The organism is Aliivibrio friggae (assembly GCF_057368515.1).
Genome location: NZ_CM170648.1, coordinates 32,492 through 49,033 on the forward strand (window position 1 = coordinate 32,492; position 16,542 = coordinate 49,033).

15 protein-coding genes are annotated in these 16,542 nt (G+C 41.0%); 11 read left to right on the top strand and 4 right to left on the bottom strand.

The window, feature by feature from the left end; all coding sequences use genetic code 11:
- Together AC2INI_RS00145 and thiH are read left to right on the top strand one after the other, a co-directional pair.
- Positions 1 to 771, top strand: a complete 771-nt coding sequence (locus AC2INI_RS00145) for a thiazole synthase (protein ID WP_122033412.1) — start codon at positions 1 to 3, stop codon at positions 769 to 771.
- A gap of 14 nt (positions 772 to 785) precedes the next feature.
- Positions 786 to 1,901: a 2-iminoacetate synthase ThiH gene (gene thiH, locus AC2INI_RS00150; protein ID WP_122033411.1), complete on the top strand. Its 1,116-nt coding sequence runs from the start codon at positions 786 to 788 to the stop codon at positions 1,899 to 1,901.
- Positions 1,902 to 2,033: 132 nt separating this feature from the next.
- Here the strand turns inward: thiH and AC2INI_RS00155 are convergent, their stop codons facing one another.
- From AC2INI_RS00155 to AC2INI_RS00165, 3 genes are all read right to left on the bottom strand, one after another.
- Positions 2,034 to 4,481, bottom strand: coding sequence for a family 20 glycosylhydrolase (locus tag AC2INI_RS00155; RefSeq protein WP_486305053.1), 2,448 nt, complete (start codon positions 4,479 to 4,481; stop codon positions 2,034 to 2,036).
- A gap of 272 nt (positions 4,482 to 4,753) precedes the next feature.
- A complete protein-coding gene (locus AC2INI_RS00160; protein WP_486305054.1) occupies positions 4,754 to 6,547 on the bottom strand; it encodes an aminopeptidase P family protein in 1,794 nt (597 codons plus the stop codon).
- Between the two features lie 82 nt (positions 6,548 to 6,629).
- Complete coding sequence (locus AC2INI_RS00165) at positions 6,630 to 7,595, bottom strand: LysR family transcriptional regulator (RefSeq protein WP_122033408.1); 966 nt, start codon at positions 7,593 to 7,595, stop codon at positions 6,630 to 6,632.
- Positions 7,596 to 7,692: 97 nt separating this feature from the next.
- Between AC2INI_RS00165 and AC2INI_RS00170 the strand changes: the two genes are divergently transcribed.
- Both AC2INI_RS00170 and tsrA read left to right on the top strand, forming a co-directional pair.
- A complete protein-coding gene (locus AC2INI_RS00170) occupies positions 7,693 to 8,910 on the top strand; it encodes a multidrug effflux MFS transporter (protein WP_486305055.1) in 1,218 nt (405 codons plus the stop codon).
- Between the two features lie 171 nt (positions 8,911 to 9,081).
- On the top strand, positions 9,082 to 9,366 hold the full coding sequence (gene tsrA, locus AC2INI_RS00175; protein ID WP_122033406.1) for an H-NS-like global regulator TsrA: 285 nt from the start codon (positions 9,082 to 9,084) through the stop codon (positions 9,364 to 9,366).
- A gap of 81 nt (positions 9,367 to 9,447) precedes the next feature.
- Here tsrA and AC2INI_RS00180 read toward each other — a convergent pair whose 3' ends face one another.
- Positions 9,448 to 10,359, bottom strand: a complete 912-nt coding sequence (locus AC2INI_RS00180) for a DMT family transporter (RefSeq protein ID WP_122033405.1) — start codon at positions 10,357 to 10,359, stop codon at positions 9,448 to 9,450.
- A 127-nt stretch (positions 10,360 to 10,486) separates the two neighbouring features.
- On the opposite strand from AC2INI_RS00180, the gene rmuC reads away from it, so the two are divergent.
- The 7 genes from rmuC to tatC are packed head-to-tail and all read left to right on the top strand — an operon-like array spanning position 10,487 to position 16,537.
- Complete coding sequence (gene rmuC, locus AC2INI_RS00185; RefSeq protein ID WP_122033404.1) at positions 10,487 to 12,007, top strand: DNA recombination protein RmuC; 1,521 nt, start codon at positions 10,487 to 10,489, stop codon at positions 12,005 to 12,007.
- A gap of 56 nt (positions 12,008 to 12,063) precedes the next feature.
- Positions 12,064 to 12,828: a bifunctional demethylmenaquinone methyltransferase/2-methoxy-6-polyprenyl-1,4-benzoquinol methylase UbiE gene (gene ubiE, locus AC2INI_RS00190; RefSeq protein WP_122033403.1), complete on the top strand. Its 765-nt coding sequence runs from the start codon at positions 12,064 to 12,066 to the stop codon at positions 12,826 to 12,828.
- 11 nt (positions 12,829 to 12,839) lie between these two features.
- Positions 12,840 to 13,463: a ubiquinone biosynthesis accessory factor UbiJ gene (locus AC2INI_RS00195; protein ID WP_122033402.1), complete on the top strand. Its 624-nt coding sequence runs from the start codon at positions 12,840 to 12,842 to the stop codon at positions 13,461 to 13,463.
- Positions 13,460 to 15,091: a ubiquinone biosynthesis regulatory protein kinase UbiB gene (gene ubiB / locus AC2INI_RS00200; protein WP_122033401.1), complete on the top strand. Its 1,632-nt coding sequence runs from the start codon at positions 13,460 to 13,462 to the stop codon at positions 15,089 to 15,091. The genes AC2INI_RS00195 and ubiB overlap by 4 nt, the downstream gene beginning before the upstream one ends.
- Positions 15,092 to 15,146: 55 nt before the next feature.
- On the top strand, positions 15,147 to 15,398 hold the full coding sequence (gene tatA, locus AC2INI_RS00205; protein WP_122033400.1) for a Sec-independent protein translocase subunit TatA: 252 nt from the start codon (positions 15,147 to 15,149) through the stop codon (positions 15,396 to 15,398).
- 3 nt (positions 15,399 to 15,401) lie between these two features.
- Positions 15,402 to 15,779, top strand: a complete 378-nt coding sequence (tatB, locus tag AC2INI_RS00210) for a Sec-independent protein translocase protein TatB (RefSeq protein ID WP_122033399.1) — start codon at positions 15,402 to 15,404, stop codon at positions 15,777 to 15,779.
- 2 nt (positions 15,780 to 15,781) lie between these two features.
- A complete protein-coding gene (gene tatC, locus AC2INI_RS00215) occupies positions 15,782 to 16,537 on the top strand; it encodes a Sec-independent protein translocase subunit TatC (protein WP_122033398.1) in 756 nt (251 codons plus the stop codon).
- Positions 16,538 to 16,542 lie beyond the last annotated feature (5 nt).

A 16,542-nucleotide genomic window follows, 5' to 3' on the forward strand; every position in this document is an offset into this window, starting at 1 on the left:
ATGAGTGGCTCATTAATCATTGCCGGTAAATCTTTTTCATCACGTTTGTTTACTGGAACCGGAAAGTTTCCCAACTCAGGCATAATGCAAAAATCATTAATAGAATCGGGCTCTGAATTGGCGACCATGGCGCTGAAACGTGTGGAGGTGAATAACCCTGAAGACAATATATTAAAACCAATTGTTGATGCTGGTATTAATCTATTGCCGAATACGTCAGGAGCGAAGAACGCTAGAGAAGCAATTTTTGCTGCTCAACTTGCCAGAGAAGCCCTGCAAACCAATTGGCTAAAATTAGAGATTCATCCAGACCCTAAGTATTTAATGCCCGATCCAATTGAAACATTAAAAGCAGCAGAAGAATTAGTTCGTCAAGGTTTTATCGTCTTACCGTATTGCCATGCTGATCCTGTTTTGTGCAAGCGTTTAGAAGAAGTGGGTTGTGCTGCAGTGATGCCTCTAGGGGCCCCCATTGGTTCGAATAAAGGTATTGCAAGTCGTGACTTTTTAGAAATTATTATTGATCAAGCTCGCGTACCTGTTGTGGTTGATGCCGGTATCGGTGCGCCATCTCATGCTGCGTTTGCGATGGAAATGGGAGCAGATGCAGTGCTGGTGAATACGGCGATTGCAGCAGCCAAAAATCCTATTGCGATGGCGACGGCTTTTAAGTTAGCGGTTCAGTCAGGACGACTGGCTTACGAGAATGGCTTAGCCTCCGTAAATACTCAAGCAGTTGCTTCCAGTCCATTGACTGCATTTTTAGATTGATAAGGTGAGTGAAAATGACATTTACCGATGAGTGGAAAAAGCTGAATTGGGATGAGGTGAAACTCTCAATTTACAGTAAAACGGCTGATGATGTAGAGCGAGCACTGAATAAACCTAAACGTGATCTTGAGGATTTTAAAGCGTTGATTTCTCCTGCAGCGGAAAGTTATCTTGAACTTATGGCTCAAGAATCTGCGCGCTTAACTCGCCAACGCTTTGGGCATACTATTGGGTTTTATATCCCTCTCTATCTTTCTAATCTATGTGCCAATGCATGTACTTATTGTGGTTTTTCAATGGAGAATCGAATTAAGAGAAAGACCCTTAATCAAGACGAAATAGCACAAGAAATTTCAGCAATTAAAACGATGAACTTTGATAGTGTTCTTTTGGTAACGGGTGAACATGAAACCAAAGTGGGGATGAATTACTTTCGTCAAACATTACCACAAATAAAGCAGTCGTTTAATTACTTGGCAATGGAAGTTCAGCCGCTTGAGCAAGACGAGTACGCAGAATTAAAAACCTTAGGCTTAGATGCGGTGATGGTTTATCAAGAAACGTATCACCCATCGACGTATGCGGAGCATCATCTTCGTGGTAATAAAATGGACTTTGAATATCGTTTAGAAACACCAGATAGATTAGCGAAAGCGGGGATAGACAAAATTGGAATTGGTGCTCTTATTGGGTTAGAAGAGTGGCGAACGGATTGTTTTTTTGTTGCTGCACATTTGGATTATTTAGAGCGTCGATATTGGCAAACTCGTTATTCAATTTCGTTTCCAAGGTTACGTCCATGCGAAGGGGCATTTCAACCTAAATCACTCATGAATGATAAACAGCTTGTACAATTAATTTGTGCTTACCGTTTATTCAATTCAGAGGTTGAGCTATCGCTGTCTACTCGGGAGTCAGAACACTTTAGAGATAATGTATTACCTTTAGGGATCACTTCTGTGTCTGCTGCATCAAAAACTCAACCGGGTGGGTATGCTAATGACAATGAAGAGTTAGAGCAGTTTTCTATCAGTGATGAGCGTTCTGCTTTAGCGGTTGCAGAAGCTGTTCAGGCTAGAGGGTTTGAGCCTGTATGGAAAGACTGGGAGCGGAGCTTTACTGTGGACTGAAAGAAATGTCGCTTTCAAAGTGAAACGGTGATCGAGTGTGTTTGGCTACTCAGTAAATAAAAAGTACCACTCTATATTGAGTGGTACTTTATATGGTTTGATTACTTTGATTTTAAGTTAGTTAATTAATGCTTATTTGCGTAATTGACGAACCAACTCTTCTGTTGGACGCACGATAGCGACAATCATCTCATCATACATTCCTGATGCATTGGTAGTGATCGTTAATAGATTATCCAGTTGCTTTGATGTCGGCTTCTTACCTTTTTCAAGCTCTTGAATAACCGCTAATGCTGCTGTTGCTACTTCGATATGTTTTGCTGCTAACGGTGCAGTATCAAGAGAAGCGATATTGTTGTTAAAGATCACTTCTGATGTTTGTGCACTCTCTAGAACAGTTTGATAGTGCTGCTTCAGCGCTTTTAAATCAGCTTTATTGTTTACTGCCGTTTCTGCCAGTTTCATCATATCTAGTACCGCGAAGCTTTCTACAGGAACAGCGTCAGCAAAACGATTCAATCTTTCATATTGATTGTATAGTTCACCCTTAGGTTCGGTTGAATTAAACTTAGCCCAGTTTCGAGCGTAGTACTGCGCAGGTTCTGCGTAGTTTGCAAAGCTCATTAATGCAGAGACATCACCGCCGTTAGCAATACGTAGATACTGTTTATAGCTGTTGGTTTGATGCTGTAAGCCAACAGAAATGGTTGCCCAGTTATCCATAGCTTGAAGACGTTGATACATACTGTCTTCATCGGTAAGCGCTTCAGCAGACCATAAGCGTTCAGCAACTGCATAAGTTCGAGGCCAAATGCGACCTTCAACAGTTAGGTCATCGTAGTTCTCTGCCCAGATAGCCGCTTCGCCACCAAGAATCAGTTTTTGCTCATCTTTATCTAAAGCAACAGGGTAACCACCATTAGGTGCTGGGATCTCTGAGTTTTTGATTGATGAACTTGCTGTCATTTCACCTGTGGTTGGCCAACGAACATTACCAACAAGTTGGTAGCTCGCTTTTTCAATACTGCCGCTATCAAAGGTTAGGTTAAATTCAGTGTAAGACATGAAGTTATCAAAGTGACCACGGAATGATTCACCTTTGGTGTATTCAATGATATCGACTTTTGCACGTGACTTGCCGTTGTAATCGGTAAAGGCACGAGCATCACCATTCTTATCAGTAATGATGGTTAGCGTTCCTTTACGCGGGCCACCTTTGCCTCTTGGTTTCTGCCAAGTGTAGGTTTCGAATGTTTCACCGGTGTTCAGTTGGTCATCGACTTGCGGGCCCTTTGGCATAGGGTCGTTGCGGTAATGGTAGCTTGTTGGTTGTGGTTGATCTAAATAGAAGCCGGTTGATAGTAATCCGGCATAGCCTTCTTTTGCTGCACGACCAATACTGTCATGACCACGCCAGCTTTGAATCACAATTGAGGTTGGTAGGTCTTTATGCCAAATCTCATCCCAACCCATGATTTTTTTACCTTTGCTGTTCAGCATTTTTTCAATACGTGCATTTAGGTATGACTGTAGACCACGGTTGCCATCAATATTATTCTCTTTGATGAATGCTTGGATTTCTTTATTGTCACTCCATTGTTGGTAGTTTGGTTCATCACCACCAATATGAATATACTCATCAGGGAAGAGTTCAGTCACCTCACTGAATACTTTGTCGAAGAAGACATAGAGTTCAGGATTAATTGGATTCATTAGAGGAACAAATACACCCCAAGCTCGTTGTTGGTCATACGATTGTTTGCCTTCACCAGACATTAATTCAGGGTAAGCGTGTGCAACTGCTGAAGCATGACCTGGTAGTGAGATTTCTGGGATCACTCGAATACCGCGTAGGCGTGCGTATTCAACAACGTCTTTGATTTCATCTTTCGTATAGAAGTCACCGTCCGCGGTTTTCTCCCATAATTTCGGATAGCTTTCGATTTGAATTCGGATAGCTTGGTCATCCCATAAGTGCCAATGGAAGACATTCATTTTTGCTGAAGCAAAGCCGTCGATTTGACGTTTAATTGTGTCGATGGTGACAAAGTGACGAGAGGAGTCAAATGATGCGCCACGCCATGGAAAGCGAGGTTCATCTTCAATATTAATTTGAGGAACGAAGTAACCGTCTTTAGTGGTGTTAATTAATTGAAGAAAGGTTTCTGCTCCACGAATTGCACCATAAGGACGTTTTGACTCTAAGACGATTTGGTTTTTATTAATGGTTAACTCGTATGACTCATTAATATCGATGTCTTGAATTTTGTTTTTGGCTGCCTTGCTAACATCAATAACGAGTGTGGCTTCTTTTTTTGAGGTTGCAAACGGTGTCAGTAATGGTAACCCTGTTTGAGCTTCTACACGTTGAATGATACGTTGCGCTAGTTGTTGAATGCGTTCAGATTTATAGCCATCAATATAAATACTGAAGTTGTGGTTAATGGCTAGCTGACCTGATTTTAACTCTACTGATTGAGGGTATGGCATCAAATTTAAGTCGGTGTTTGGCGCGGAGGCGATTGATGATGCACTAAAAAGAAGGCTTGAAACAGTAAGAGTTAACAGTGTTTTTTTCATTATGTGTAGTCCTATATTCCTTTAAATTCGAAGGGAAGGATTACTTATAATGGATTGGCTGTATGTGATCGGTTTATCGTTCTGTATTAGTTGTATTGAGTGAAATATCACTAATGAGATACTGTGCGGAATAGTCTTAGGTTTGATACATTACCTTGCAGTGAAAGCGTGAAGTTAAAGGTGTTTCACGTGGAACCTTTATTTGCTTCAAAAAAAATGCCACTGTAAAAAGTGACATTTAAGTTTATTTAAACGGTAGAGTTAATCGGTAATTAACCTTCGTAACGTAACTCTGCTGTTGCTTGTTTTAGCCACTCTTTTACATCACCTTCAACTAATGGGCTTACTTCATCCCATACTTTTTGGTGATAGTTGTTTAACCAAGCAAGTTCTGGACGGTTCAACATATCAACATTGATTAAACGCTTATCGATAGGGCAACGTGTTAGTGATTCAAAACCAAGTACAGAGAAATCACCCTTCGTTTCAAACTCAACCACTAACTCTAAGTTTTCAATACGAATGCCAAACTCATCTGCACGGTAATAACCTGGTTCATTAGATAAAACCATGCCTGGAAGTAGAGCGACAGTATTTACTTTCTTAGAAATGCCTTGCGGACCTTCGTGAACACTTAAGAAGTGACCCACACCATGACCCGTGCCGTGATCGTAATCGTAGCCTTGAGCCCACAAATGTTGACGAGCAAGGATATCTAATTGATGACCGCAGGTGCCTTTAGGGAATCGAGCTGAAGCCAAACCAATATGACCTTTTAGTACCAAGGTGAATTGCTGTTTGATTTCATCACTTGGTGTACCAACTGGCAGTGTACGAGTAATGTCGGTTGTGCCATCTGGGTACTGACCGCCTGAATCAACAAGATACAAGCTGTTCATTTGTAGCTGACCTGGCTCTGGTTGGTTCTCATGATTGTAATGACACATTGCCGCATTGCCGGCAGCCGCTGAGATTGTATCAAAGCTTAAATCGGCCAGTGTTTCATCTTCTTCACGGAAGGCTTGTAGTTTGTCGGCTAATATCGCTTCGTTATGCAGGGTGCCTGATTCAACTTCAGCGTCAAACCAAGTTAGGAATTTAACCATCGCTGCACCATCACGAATATGACACGCTTTCATTCCTGCTTTTTCTGTTTCATTCTTTGCTGCTTTTGGCAGTAAACATGGATCAGCCGCTTCGATAAGTTCTGCGCCTGCGTCGGCAAGTACTAATGACATCCATGCATTTGATGTTGCTGAATCAACCATTACCTTCTTACTTGAAAGTGATTCTAATGTTGATTGCAGTGCTTCTGGGTGATGAACTCGCACACCTTGGCCTACATGCTCACTGAAATTTACAGGAAGACGAGCTGGGTCTAAGAAGAAGTCGACTGTTTCATCAGCATGAATGATGGCATGAGACAGAAGTACTGGTAGGCGAGATACATCTAAACCACGTACATTCAATAGCCAACAGATTGAATCTAATTGCGTTAATAAAGCAGCATTCGCATTTTTCTTTGCGACTGCTTGAGCGATTTGTTTGCGTTTATCAGTGCTTGATTGACCAACCAGTTCCAACTCCATTAAACGAACATCCGAGACTTTAACGTCTGGACGGTCATTCCAAATAAGATCGATTGGGTTGTTACTTACGGTTTCTAATGTCACTGCACCTTCAACGGTTTGTGCTGCATTTTTTAACCATTGAGCGGTATGCATACGAGGATCAATCGCTACTTTTGCGCCAGTATTTAGAGTTTCTTTAATCCATTCTAATAATGGTTCTTCGTGCAGGTGACGATATTCAAATACATCTGCAGGTACTTGTTTGCGAACTTGAACGGTATAACGACCATCAACAAAAATGGCGGCTTTATCTTTCGTGATAACCGCGGCACCAGCAGAGCCTGTAAATCCTGTTGCCCATAATAGACGTTCATTATGTTCAGGAATGTACTCACCTAAAAATTCATCTTCATGTGGAATGATTAGGGCGTCGAAATCTTGTTGTGCAAGCCAAGAGCGAAGTTGCTCAATGCGTTGAGAAGTTTGAGGATGCATCTGGATAGTCCTTATTATTGTTCTGTCCGTGTCGTGTCGAGGCAGAAAGCGTTATTTGTATTCGAGCTATAACCTAGCGCTTTTATTGAGTATCTGCAATTGTTGATGCTGATAAATCTTGGCAGTGGCTGATAATGATATTGCGTAGCCAACAATTGGCAGCATCATTGTCTTTTTGTTGATGCCAAAAAAGTGTGTAGGCCATTTGTGGTAACTCTGTTGGTAGAGGCAATACGACCAAATTTAATTGCTTAGCGACCAGTTTAATAAAGTGACTTGGGGCGGTGAACACCAAATCAGTATGGGTACATAAACTGGCTGCACTGTTAAAATCAGGCACTATGATACCAATGCTTCGTTCCAATCCTTTATCAGCTAATTTGTAATCAAGTAACCACTGATCTTTACCATCACAGCGCACTTGAACATGACGCTGTTGAAGGTAAGTATCTAATGTCCATTCTTGAGTGAGTACCGGATGGTCTTGACGAACCAAGCACATTTGGCTATCTCGATAAATCTCTTGGCCTCGAATATCAGCAGGCATTTGCATTGTGATGTTGGCGTATTTTGGGTCTAAATCTTTACCTGTAATACCAATGTCCATTTCGCCAGATTGCAATTTCTTTAAAGTATGGGCATCCCATGCATGGGTATCGAGCATGACATTAGGCGCTTCATTTAAAATGTAGGACATGAAGTGTGGCAAAAGCAATGGATAAGTACTTTCAACTAAGCCTGCACGAAAGCGGTAATGGCTGTGTTGAGGGTCAAATGTGGCTGACTCGGTAATACTTTCTAAATGACTTAATAGTGTGTGCAACTGTACCTGAAGGTTACGAGCCTTAGCTGTGGGCTGCAGACCGTAAGCGGTACGAGTAAATAGAGGGTCGTTAAATTGTTCACGTAATTTCGCTAAGTTTTTACTCACCGCAGACTGGCTTAAGCAGAGGCGTTGAGCTGCACGTGTGACGCTTTTTTCTTCCAATAACAAATGGAGAGTCAGTAGTAAGTTCAGATCGACTTTACTCAGCTTTTCAAAAAACATAGAGATATTCCAAAACAGAATGTTAGATCTGAATATAAACCATTTCTGTTCATATCTCTAATTACGTACACTCCACTGACTATTTTAGGAGTTACACATGCACACGCCAGTTTCTGCACTACCAACGCAACAATCAGATAAAAAGATTATCGCTTTAATGGTTATTTTGGTTTTATTTAGCCCATTAGCGATTGATATCTATCTTCCAGCCTTACCTTTAATGGTAAGTGAATTTCAAGTGGCTTCAACCTTAGGTCAAGACACCATTACGTGGTTTATGTTTAGTATGGGCCTTGGGCAATTATTTGCGGGACCATTGGCTGATCGCTATGGACGTCGACCAATAGCCTTAACGGGTATTGTTATTTATGGCTTGAGTGCTGCACTTGCGTATTCAGCTCAAGAAATGGAAATGCTATTAATTGCTCGATTGCTGCAAGGTTTTGGTGCTTGTGCGACTTCAGTTGCTGCTTTTGCTTCGGTACGTGATTCGTTTGGTGCTGAAAAAAGCGGTCGAATGATCAGTTACCTTAATGGGGCAATCTGCTTTATTCCGGCATTAGCACCTATTTTAGGCAGTTACTTAACCATTCATTTTGGCTGGCGTTCAAACTTCAGTTTTATGGCTGGATTTGCACTTGTCGCTCTAGCGTTGATTGCGATTAATTACAAAGAAACAAAACCGAAAGACACAGTACAAACAGGGCGTTTAATCAGCCCATCTCGTTACTGGTCGGTACTACAGCATCCAACATTCTTATTCCACGCAACCTTATGTATGTTAGCGATGGGAGTTATCTTAGCTTACGTTACTTCTGCACCAGTATTTCTGATTGATAAGCTTGGGCTGACAATGCAAGAATTTACTAATTGGTTTGCGGTAAATGCGGTATTAAATATCGCGGCGTGTTTTGCAGCACCTAAATTTATGATCAGATTCGGAACCCGAAAAGCACTCCTTTTTGGCTTGAGCGTACTTATTGTCGCTGGCGGACTAATGCTAGGGTTCCAACATATTCAGCAAGCTTGGGCGTTTATGATCCCGATTTTCTTCTCGTCAGTAGGCTTCGCATGGGTACTGGGTTCGGCGGCAGGTAAAGCATTAGCACCTTTTGGTGATAGAGCGGGCACTGCTGCTGCATTATTAGGGTTGTTCCAAATGAGTGGTGCAGGCGTCATTGTTGGCACAATGCAAAGATTAGCACTCCCTTCTGCACAGCTTTTAACGCTAATGATGTGGCTTCTTATCCCAGGCTTGCTGATCCTATTAAGCAAAAAAGGCAAAGTATGGCATTCAGAGAAAATAGCGGAGTAAGTTGAACTCTCTATTATCTAATGTGACCTTGTATCGATTGAGGTTAATCGCATAATTTGTACATAAATAGAGCGCTTTTGGCTTTTAATATATTCAGTTAGTTTTCGTTTCAGTGTATATTCAGCACTTAGATTATTATTGGTTTATTATAAAAACAGGGCAAAACACGCAATGTCGATGTCTATTATTGAAATGGCTCGTGTTCTAGAGCAGATGGAAGAGTCGCCAGAGAAACTTATGTTTGGTCGACTTCTTTCAGAACTTGGTAATCAAAGCCAAGAACGAGTACGAAGTGCTGCACGACAAGTGTCTGTACCAACATTGCGTGATCTTATTTACCAATTCCAAGTGGTAATTGAAGAGCGCAAAGGCGAAACAACAAAAAAATTAGCCGAAGAAATGGCCAAAGAAGGCGTCTCTTTAGAAGATTTTCAAGCTTATTTATCAAGCAAATAGTTTGCGCTTAATATAAATAAGTCACACAAATTAAAAAGCAGCGAATAAACGCTGCTTTTTTTGTGCCTGATAAACCGTTATCTATTCACTTTCAATTGCAATCTCTGTCTCTTTTTTCTTACCATAAAATTGCTGAACTAATAATCCACACACAATCATAACCAAGCCAATCAATGTTGATGGATGGATCTCTTCACCAATGATATTTGCCAATAGTAATAAAGAGATAAACGGAGAAGCAAAAATCAGGTTACTGATACGCGCTGTATTTTGAGTTAAACGCAGTGCTGATAACCACAATACAAACGTTATGCCCATCTCAAACAAGCCGACATAAGACACCGCTAGCCAACCACTCATTGGGATTTGTGCCCAAGGTGCACCTTCATAGATACTCAACCCAATCGCAACCGGAAGTGCAACCAAGAAGCCAAGTAATAGCCCTAAAATAGGATCCGCTTTATTTTTTGCATTTAAAATCCAGTAACTCGCCCACAATAAGGTTGAAACGAGAGCCAATCCAACACCTAAAGGACTGTCAAACTCTAAGCCTAATACATCGCCTTTAGTGGCAATAACAATCACACCAGCATAGCCAAGAACACAAGCAATCCAATCTTGTTTACGTATTTTTTGACCAAGAAAAACCGCCGCCATTAAAGTCAGTGTGATTGCCCAGCTGTAGTTGATTGGTTGCGCTTGAGAAGCCGGTAATAAATCGTAAGATTTGAAGAGAACCAAGTAATAAGCCAGTGGATTAATCGCGCCAAGTAAAATGTAGTACAAAGGGTTGGCAACGAAGGTATTCACTAATTGCGATAAGGTTTTTTGGTAAGCCGCAACACCCGCTAGTGCAAGAATAGAAACGGCACTGGCAATGGTGAGCATTTGGGTCGGGGTAAAGTGTTCTAAAGTGATTTTAAAAGCGGTTGCTACAGTTGACCATAAGAGAACCGCAGCTATTCCAAAGCCTAAAGCACGACGTTCATTCATTGTTATTATTCTCAGTTAGAAATCCATTTAGATCAGGAGTGTACCTGCGCTTGATAAATAGTGTTAACTGGACATTTATCCAGTATCAAAATATCCTATAAGAATAAGTTTTTGTATTGAGTGAGTTATGGAATTTTTTAATCAATTTGGTGGGCACTTATTGTTTGGTTTTGCCGGGGCAAGCATTGCTTATGCCGTTGCACATGTACTAACAAAAAGTCGTAATCAACAAGAATTAGCCTTATTAGAGCATGAATTAGAATCAGAAAAAAAACTCGCATCAACTCAATTAAACCAACTCAATCTGCAATTAGAGAAACAACAAAGTGAGTTGGATGAATTGGATCTCGAAAGAGATAAGCTTGCCCAAGAGCAAAAACAATCTCATGGTCGTTTAATGGCTGCCATGGAAAAGCTGCGTTATTTTGAAGCCATCCAAAAAGAGAAAGAATTTTTAACTCAACAATTAGAGTTTTCACGCCAAGCCAATTCCAATGTAGAAGCGGAACTGCGAGAGCAAGAAGCGCGTCATGAAGAAGAGCGTAAATCGAGCCAAGAAAAACTTGAGATGCTAGAGCGTGCAGAGTTGCGCTTAAAGCAGCAGTTTGAAAACTTAGCGAATCAGTTATTTGAACAAAAAACCAAAACCGTTGATGAGCAAAACAAAGTCAGTTTAGAGGGCTTGCTGTCACCTTTAAAAGAACAGCTCGAAGGATTTAAAAGACAGGTTAACGACAGCTTTGGTTTTGAAGCGAAAGAACGCCACACTTTGGTGCATGAAATTCGTAGCTTACAACAGCTGAATGAACGAATGACACAAGAGGCGGTAAACCTGACCAATGCCCTTAAAGGTGACAATAAACAGCAGGGTAGTTGGGGTGAAGTTGTCCTTGCTCGTGTACTGCAAGAATCAGGCTTACGAGAAGGCCATGAATACGATACTCAAGTCAGTATGGATGACGAAGACGGTAAGCGTTTTTATCCCGATGTGATTGTTCACTTACCTGATGAGAAAGATGTCGTGGTCGATTCAAAAATGACCTTAGTGGCGTATGAGCGATTTTTTAACAGCGACGACTTTAATCAAAAAGAGCAAGCGCTGGATGAACACTTGATGGCCATTCGTGCTCATTTACGTGGATTAAGTAAAAAGGATTACCATAAGTTAAATGGCTTACGTAGTCTTGATTATGTCTTAATGTTTATTCCTGTAGAGCCAGCATTCCAAGTAGCTATTGAAGCGGATCCCTCGTTGATATCAGATGCCATGGAACAGAATATTATAATTGTAAGTCCTACAACTTTACTCGTAGCGCTAAGAACTATTAGCAATTTATGGCGTAACGAGAGACAAAACCAAAACGCAAAAATCATTGCCGATCGCGCCAGTAAGCTATACGACAAAATGCGTTTGTTTGTTGATGATATGGAAGCGGTGGGTGGTTCATTAGATAAAGCCAATCAAAGCTACCAAGGTGCAATGAATAAACTGGCAAGTGGGCGTGGTAATCTTATTCGTCAGGCTGAAAGCTTTAAAGAGCTAGGTGTTGAAGTAAAGCGAGATATAAATCGTAAATTTATTGAGCAATCTTTTGAAGCAGATACGATGCAAACACTTGGTGATAATGGCTTGGATAAAGTAGACTAGAGCGCTGCTGAATTCAGAGTATCGGGATTTAGCGTACAATCTCTAGAGGACTTAAAATGACGGACAAGATGCAAGCGCCTGAAGAAACAACACACTTCGGTTTTACCACAGTCGCGAAAGACGAGAAAGTTGCGAAAGTTGCGGAAGTATTTCACTCTGTAGCCGCAAAATACGACATCATGAATGACCTTATGTCTGGTGGTGTGCATCGCGTATGGAAACGATTCACGATTGATTGCAGTGGCGTACGTCCTGGTCATAAAGTTCTTGATTTAGCTGGTGGTACTGGTGACCTTACGGCTAAATTCTCACGTATTGTTGGTGATACAGGCCAAGTGATTTTAGCGGACATCAACAACTCAATGTTGAACGTTGGTCGTGATAAATTACGCGATATGGGTATTGTTGGTAACGTAAATTACGTACAGGCGAATGCCGAAGAATTGCCATTCCCAGATGATTTCTTTGATTGTATTACGATTAGTTTCGGTCTACGAAACGTAACGGATAAAGATAAAGCCTTACGTTCTATGTTCCGTGTATTAAAGCCGGGCGGTCGTCTATTGGTTTTAGAGTTCTCAAAACCAATCATTGAGCCATTATCTAAAATTTATGATGCGTACTCTTTCCATTTGCTTCCTAAAATGGGTGAACTGATCGCGAATGATGCTGAAAGCTACCGTTATTTAGCTGAATCTATTCGTATGCACCCAGATCAAGAAACCTTAAAAAGCATGATGGAAGACGCGGGTTTTGAACAAGCAAATTACTATAACCTAACCGGTGGTATTGTTGCATTGCACCGTGGTTACAAGTTTTAAAGGATAAAACGATGCCATTAGAACCGTTTGTAACAGGTGTGATGGAAACAGGGTTAAACACTCTGTTGAAAGAATCACCGGATAGTAAAGTCGCTTTATTGCGCTTAAAAGGCAAAATTATTCATGTTCATTTAAATGAAGTGAACAAGGATCTTTTCTTTGTCTTTAGCCACCTACAAGTTGATATTCTTTCTAAGTTTGAAGGCCAAGCTGATTGCTATCTTGCTTTAAATCTTTCTGTTCTGCCGCAATTGCGCGATCAAAACAATATTACTCAACTTATCAAACAAGATAAGTTGGTATTAGAAGGTGATTTAAAACTTGCCCAACAATTTTCAGGGTTACTTGAAGAGTTAAAACCTGATGTAGAAGAGAAGTTATCTCAATACACTGGTGATATTGTTGCTCATACGTTAGTTAGTAGCGTGAAAGGCAGTGCGTGTTGGGTGAAAAAACAAATCACTCGTCAAACTCGTCATGCGGCAGAAGTATTAACTGAAGAGTGGAAAATCGCACCAGCACCATTAGAAATCGCACATTTCTGTGACCAAGTGTCTGATGTTGAAACTCAACTATCCGAGTTAGATGCACGTTTAACACGATTATTAACCAATAATCCAATGGAGCGCGCATGACGCCATCAGAGCTAAAACGCCTATATCATATTACCAAGGTTCAGCTTGAGTATGGATTGGATGAATTACTGCCTGATCATGCGTTAACTCAATTACCGAAACGTTTACGTCGTGGCCTTTTTTGGATTAAAAACAAACATCCAGAAAAACCATTGGGTGAACGTTTACGTTTAGCGTTACAAGAGCTTGGCCCTGTTTGGATTAAGTTCGGTCAAATGATGTCGACTCGTCGTGATCTCTTTCCTCCTCATTTAGCAGATCAGTTGGCTCTATTACAAGATCAAGTGGCTCCATTTGATGGTCAATTAGCGAAAGACCAAATGGAACTATCACTAGGTGGACCATTAGAAAACTGGTTTACTGATTTCGATATAATCCCATTAGCGTCTGCGTCTATTGCTCAAGTGCATACCGCCAAGCTTAAAGAGTCGGGACGTGAGATTGTTCTGAAAGTAATTCGCCCTGATATTCGCCCTGTGATAGAAGCAGATATTCGTTTAATGTATCGCATGGCAAGATTAGTTGAGCAACATGTTCCAGAAGCTCGTCGTTTAAAACCGATTGAGGTGATTGAGGAATACGAAAAAACCTTAGTGGATGAACTAGACTTAAGAAGAGAAGCTAGTAATGCAATGCAGCTACGCCGAAACTTCGAAGGTAGCGAAGAGTTGTATGTTCCTGAGGTGATTTTGGATGTCAGTTCTGAGCACTTAATGGTGTCTGAGCGTATTTATGGTATTCAAGTCTCCGACATTGCGCAGCTAGAAAGAAATGGCACTAACATGAAGCTATTAGCTGAGCGTGGTGTATCGGTCTTCTTTACTCAAGTATTCCGTGACAGTTTCTTTCATGCCGATATGCACCCAGGCAATGTTTTCGTTAACCCAGATAATCCAGATAATCCACAATGGATTGGATTGGACTGTGGTATTGTTGGAACACTCAATAAAGAAGATAAGCGCTATTTAGCTGAAAATCTATTGGGTTTCTTTAATAGCGATTATCGTAAAGTCGCACAATTGCATGTTGATTCAGGTTGGGTTCCGGCAGACACTAATGTCGAAGAATTTGAGTTTGCGATCCGCATGGTGTGTGAGCCAATTTTTGCTAAACCATTAGGGGAAATCTCTTTTGGTCACGTGCTATTGAACTTATTTAATACCGCACGTCGCTTTAATATGGAAGTGCAGCCACAACTGGTATTATTGCAAAAAACATTATTGTACGTAGAAGGATTAGGACGACAGCTTTATCCTCAACTCGATCTATGGGCAACCGCCAAACCGTTTTTAGAAACGTGGATGGCAAAACAGATTGGACCGGCAGCCTTTATGACTGCTTTGACTGAGAAAGCGCCATTCTGGGCAGAAAAACTACCTGAACTACCTGATTTAGTTTATGACAGTTTGCGCCAGGGCAAAGTTCTCAATCAACGAATGGATAAACTCTACGCAGGTTATCGTCAAAGTAAGCGCCAACAAGCGAAAGGGCAATTCCTATTTAATGTTGGAGCAACTCTGCTGATTTGTTCTGCGGTGTTATTAACCAGTAACATTACTGCGTTAGCATCAATTAGTGCTGCTACAGGAGTCACGTTTTGGCTATTAAGCTGGCGAGCATATCGTTAATAAGCGTTACTCTATTTAGCAATTTTTTAACCCCTAACACGCTGAGGAAATAAGCATGGGTGGTATTAGTATTTGGCAACTTCTTATTATTGCAGTAATTATTATTCTACTATTTGGTACGAAGAAATTACGCGGTGTAGGCAGTGATTTGGGTTCTGCAGTTAAAGGCTTTAAAAAAGCAATAAGCGATGAAGACACAGCAAAAGATGCGAAAAAAGACGCAGACTTTGTTGCTCCTCAAAACTTAGAGAAAAAAGAAGCAGAAACAGCAGAAAAACAAAAGCAAAACGACAAAGAGCAGGCATAACACGTGTTTGATATCGGTTTTTGGGAACTGATACTGATCTCTGTTGTTGGGCTCGTTGTATTGGGACCTGAGCGCTTGCCAAAAGCGATTCGTTCGGTTGTTCAATTTGTGAGTGCAGCAAAAAGCATGGCGAATAACGTCAAAGATGAGCTGTCTCAAGAGTTGAAAATACAAGAGCTACAAGAAAATTTGCGTAAAGCAGAACAGATGAATATGGAAGACTTAGCACCTGATCTTAAAAAGTCAGTTGAAGAGTTAAAACAAGCGGCAGCCGATGTCACTCGTCCATATGCAAAACCAGAAGAAAAAGCAGACACAGTAAAAGTGGATGCAGAAACTTCGGTGGTATCTGATTCAACTTCTAAAACAAAAGCAGAGTAATTATGTCATCAGCTGAACACTCTCAACCGTTGTTAACTCATCTGCTAGAGCTAAGAAATCGTCTATTAAAGGCATTAATTGCCGTTATAGTAGTATTTTTAGGTCTGGTTTGGTTTGCTAACGACATTTATGAGTTCTTATCTGCACCCTTGGTAGAAAGATTACCTGCCGGTGCAACGATGATAGCAACTGATGTCGCGTCACCCTTTTTCACGCCCATAAAGCTGACTTTGGTGGCATCGGTATTTGTTGCTGTACCTATGATTCTTTATCAGGTGTGGGCATTTGTGGCTCCAGGACTGTATAAGCATGAAAAGAAACTCATCATGCCATTATTGTTCTCAAGCTCTTTATTGTTTTATGCCGGCGTATCGTTCGCTTACTTTGTTGTTTTTCCTTTGGTGTTTGGTTTCTTTACCACAATTGCACCAGAAGGGGTTCAAGTAGCAACGGATATTGCCAGTTATCTTGATTTTGTTTTAGCACTGTTTATGGCTTTTGGTATTGCGTTTGAAGTACCTGTTGCCATTATTCTACTGTGCTGGACAGGGGCAACGACTCCTGAAATACTCAGAGAAAAGCGTCCATATATTGTCGTGGGTGCTTTTGTTGTTGGTATGATGCTGACGCCTCCAGACATTATTTCCCAAACTCTACTCGCGGTACCTATGTGTATTCTGTTTGAGTTTGGTTTGTTCTTCTCTCGTTTCTATGTGAGAGAGAAAAATGAAGATGATATGGAACAAGATGAAGCGTAATGCTT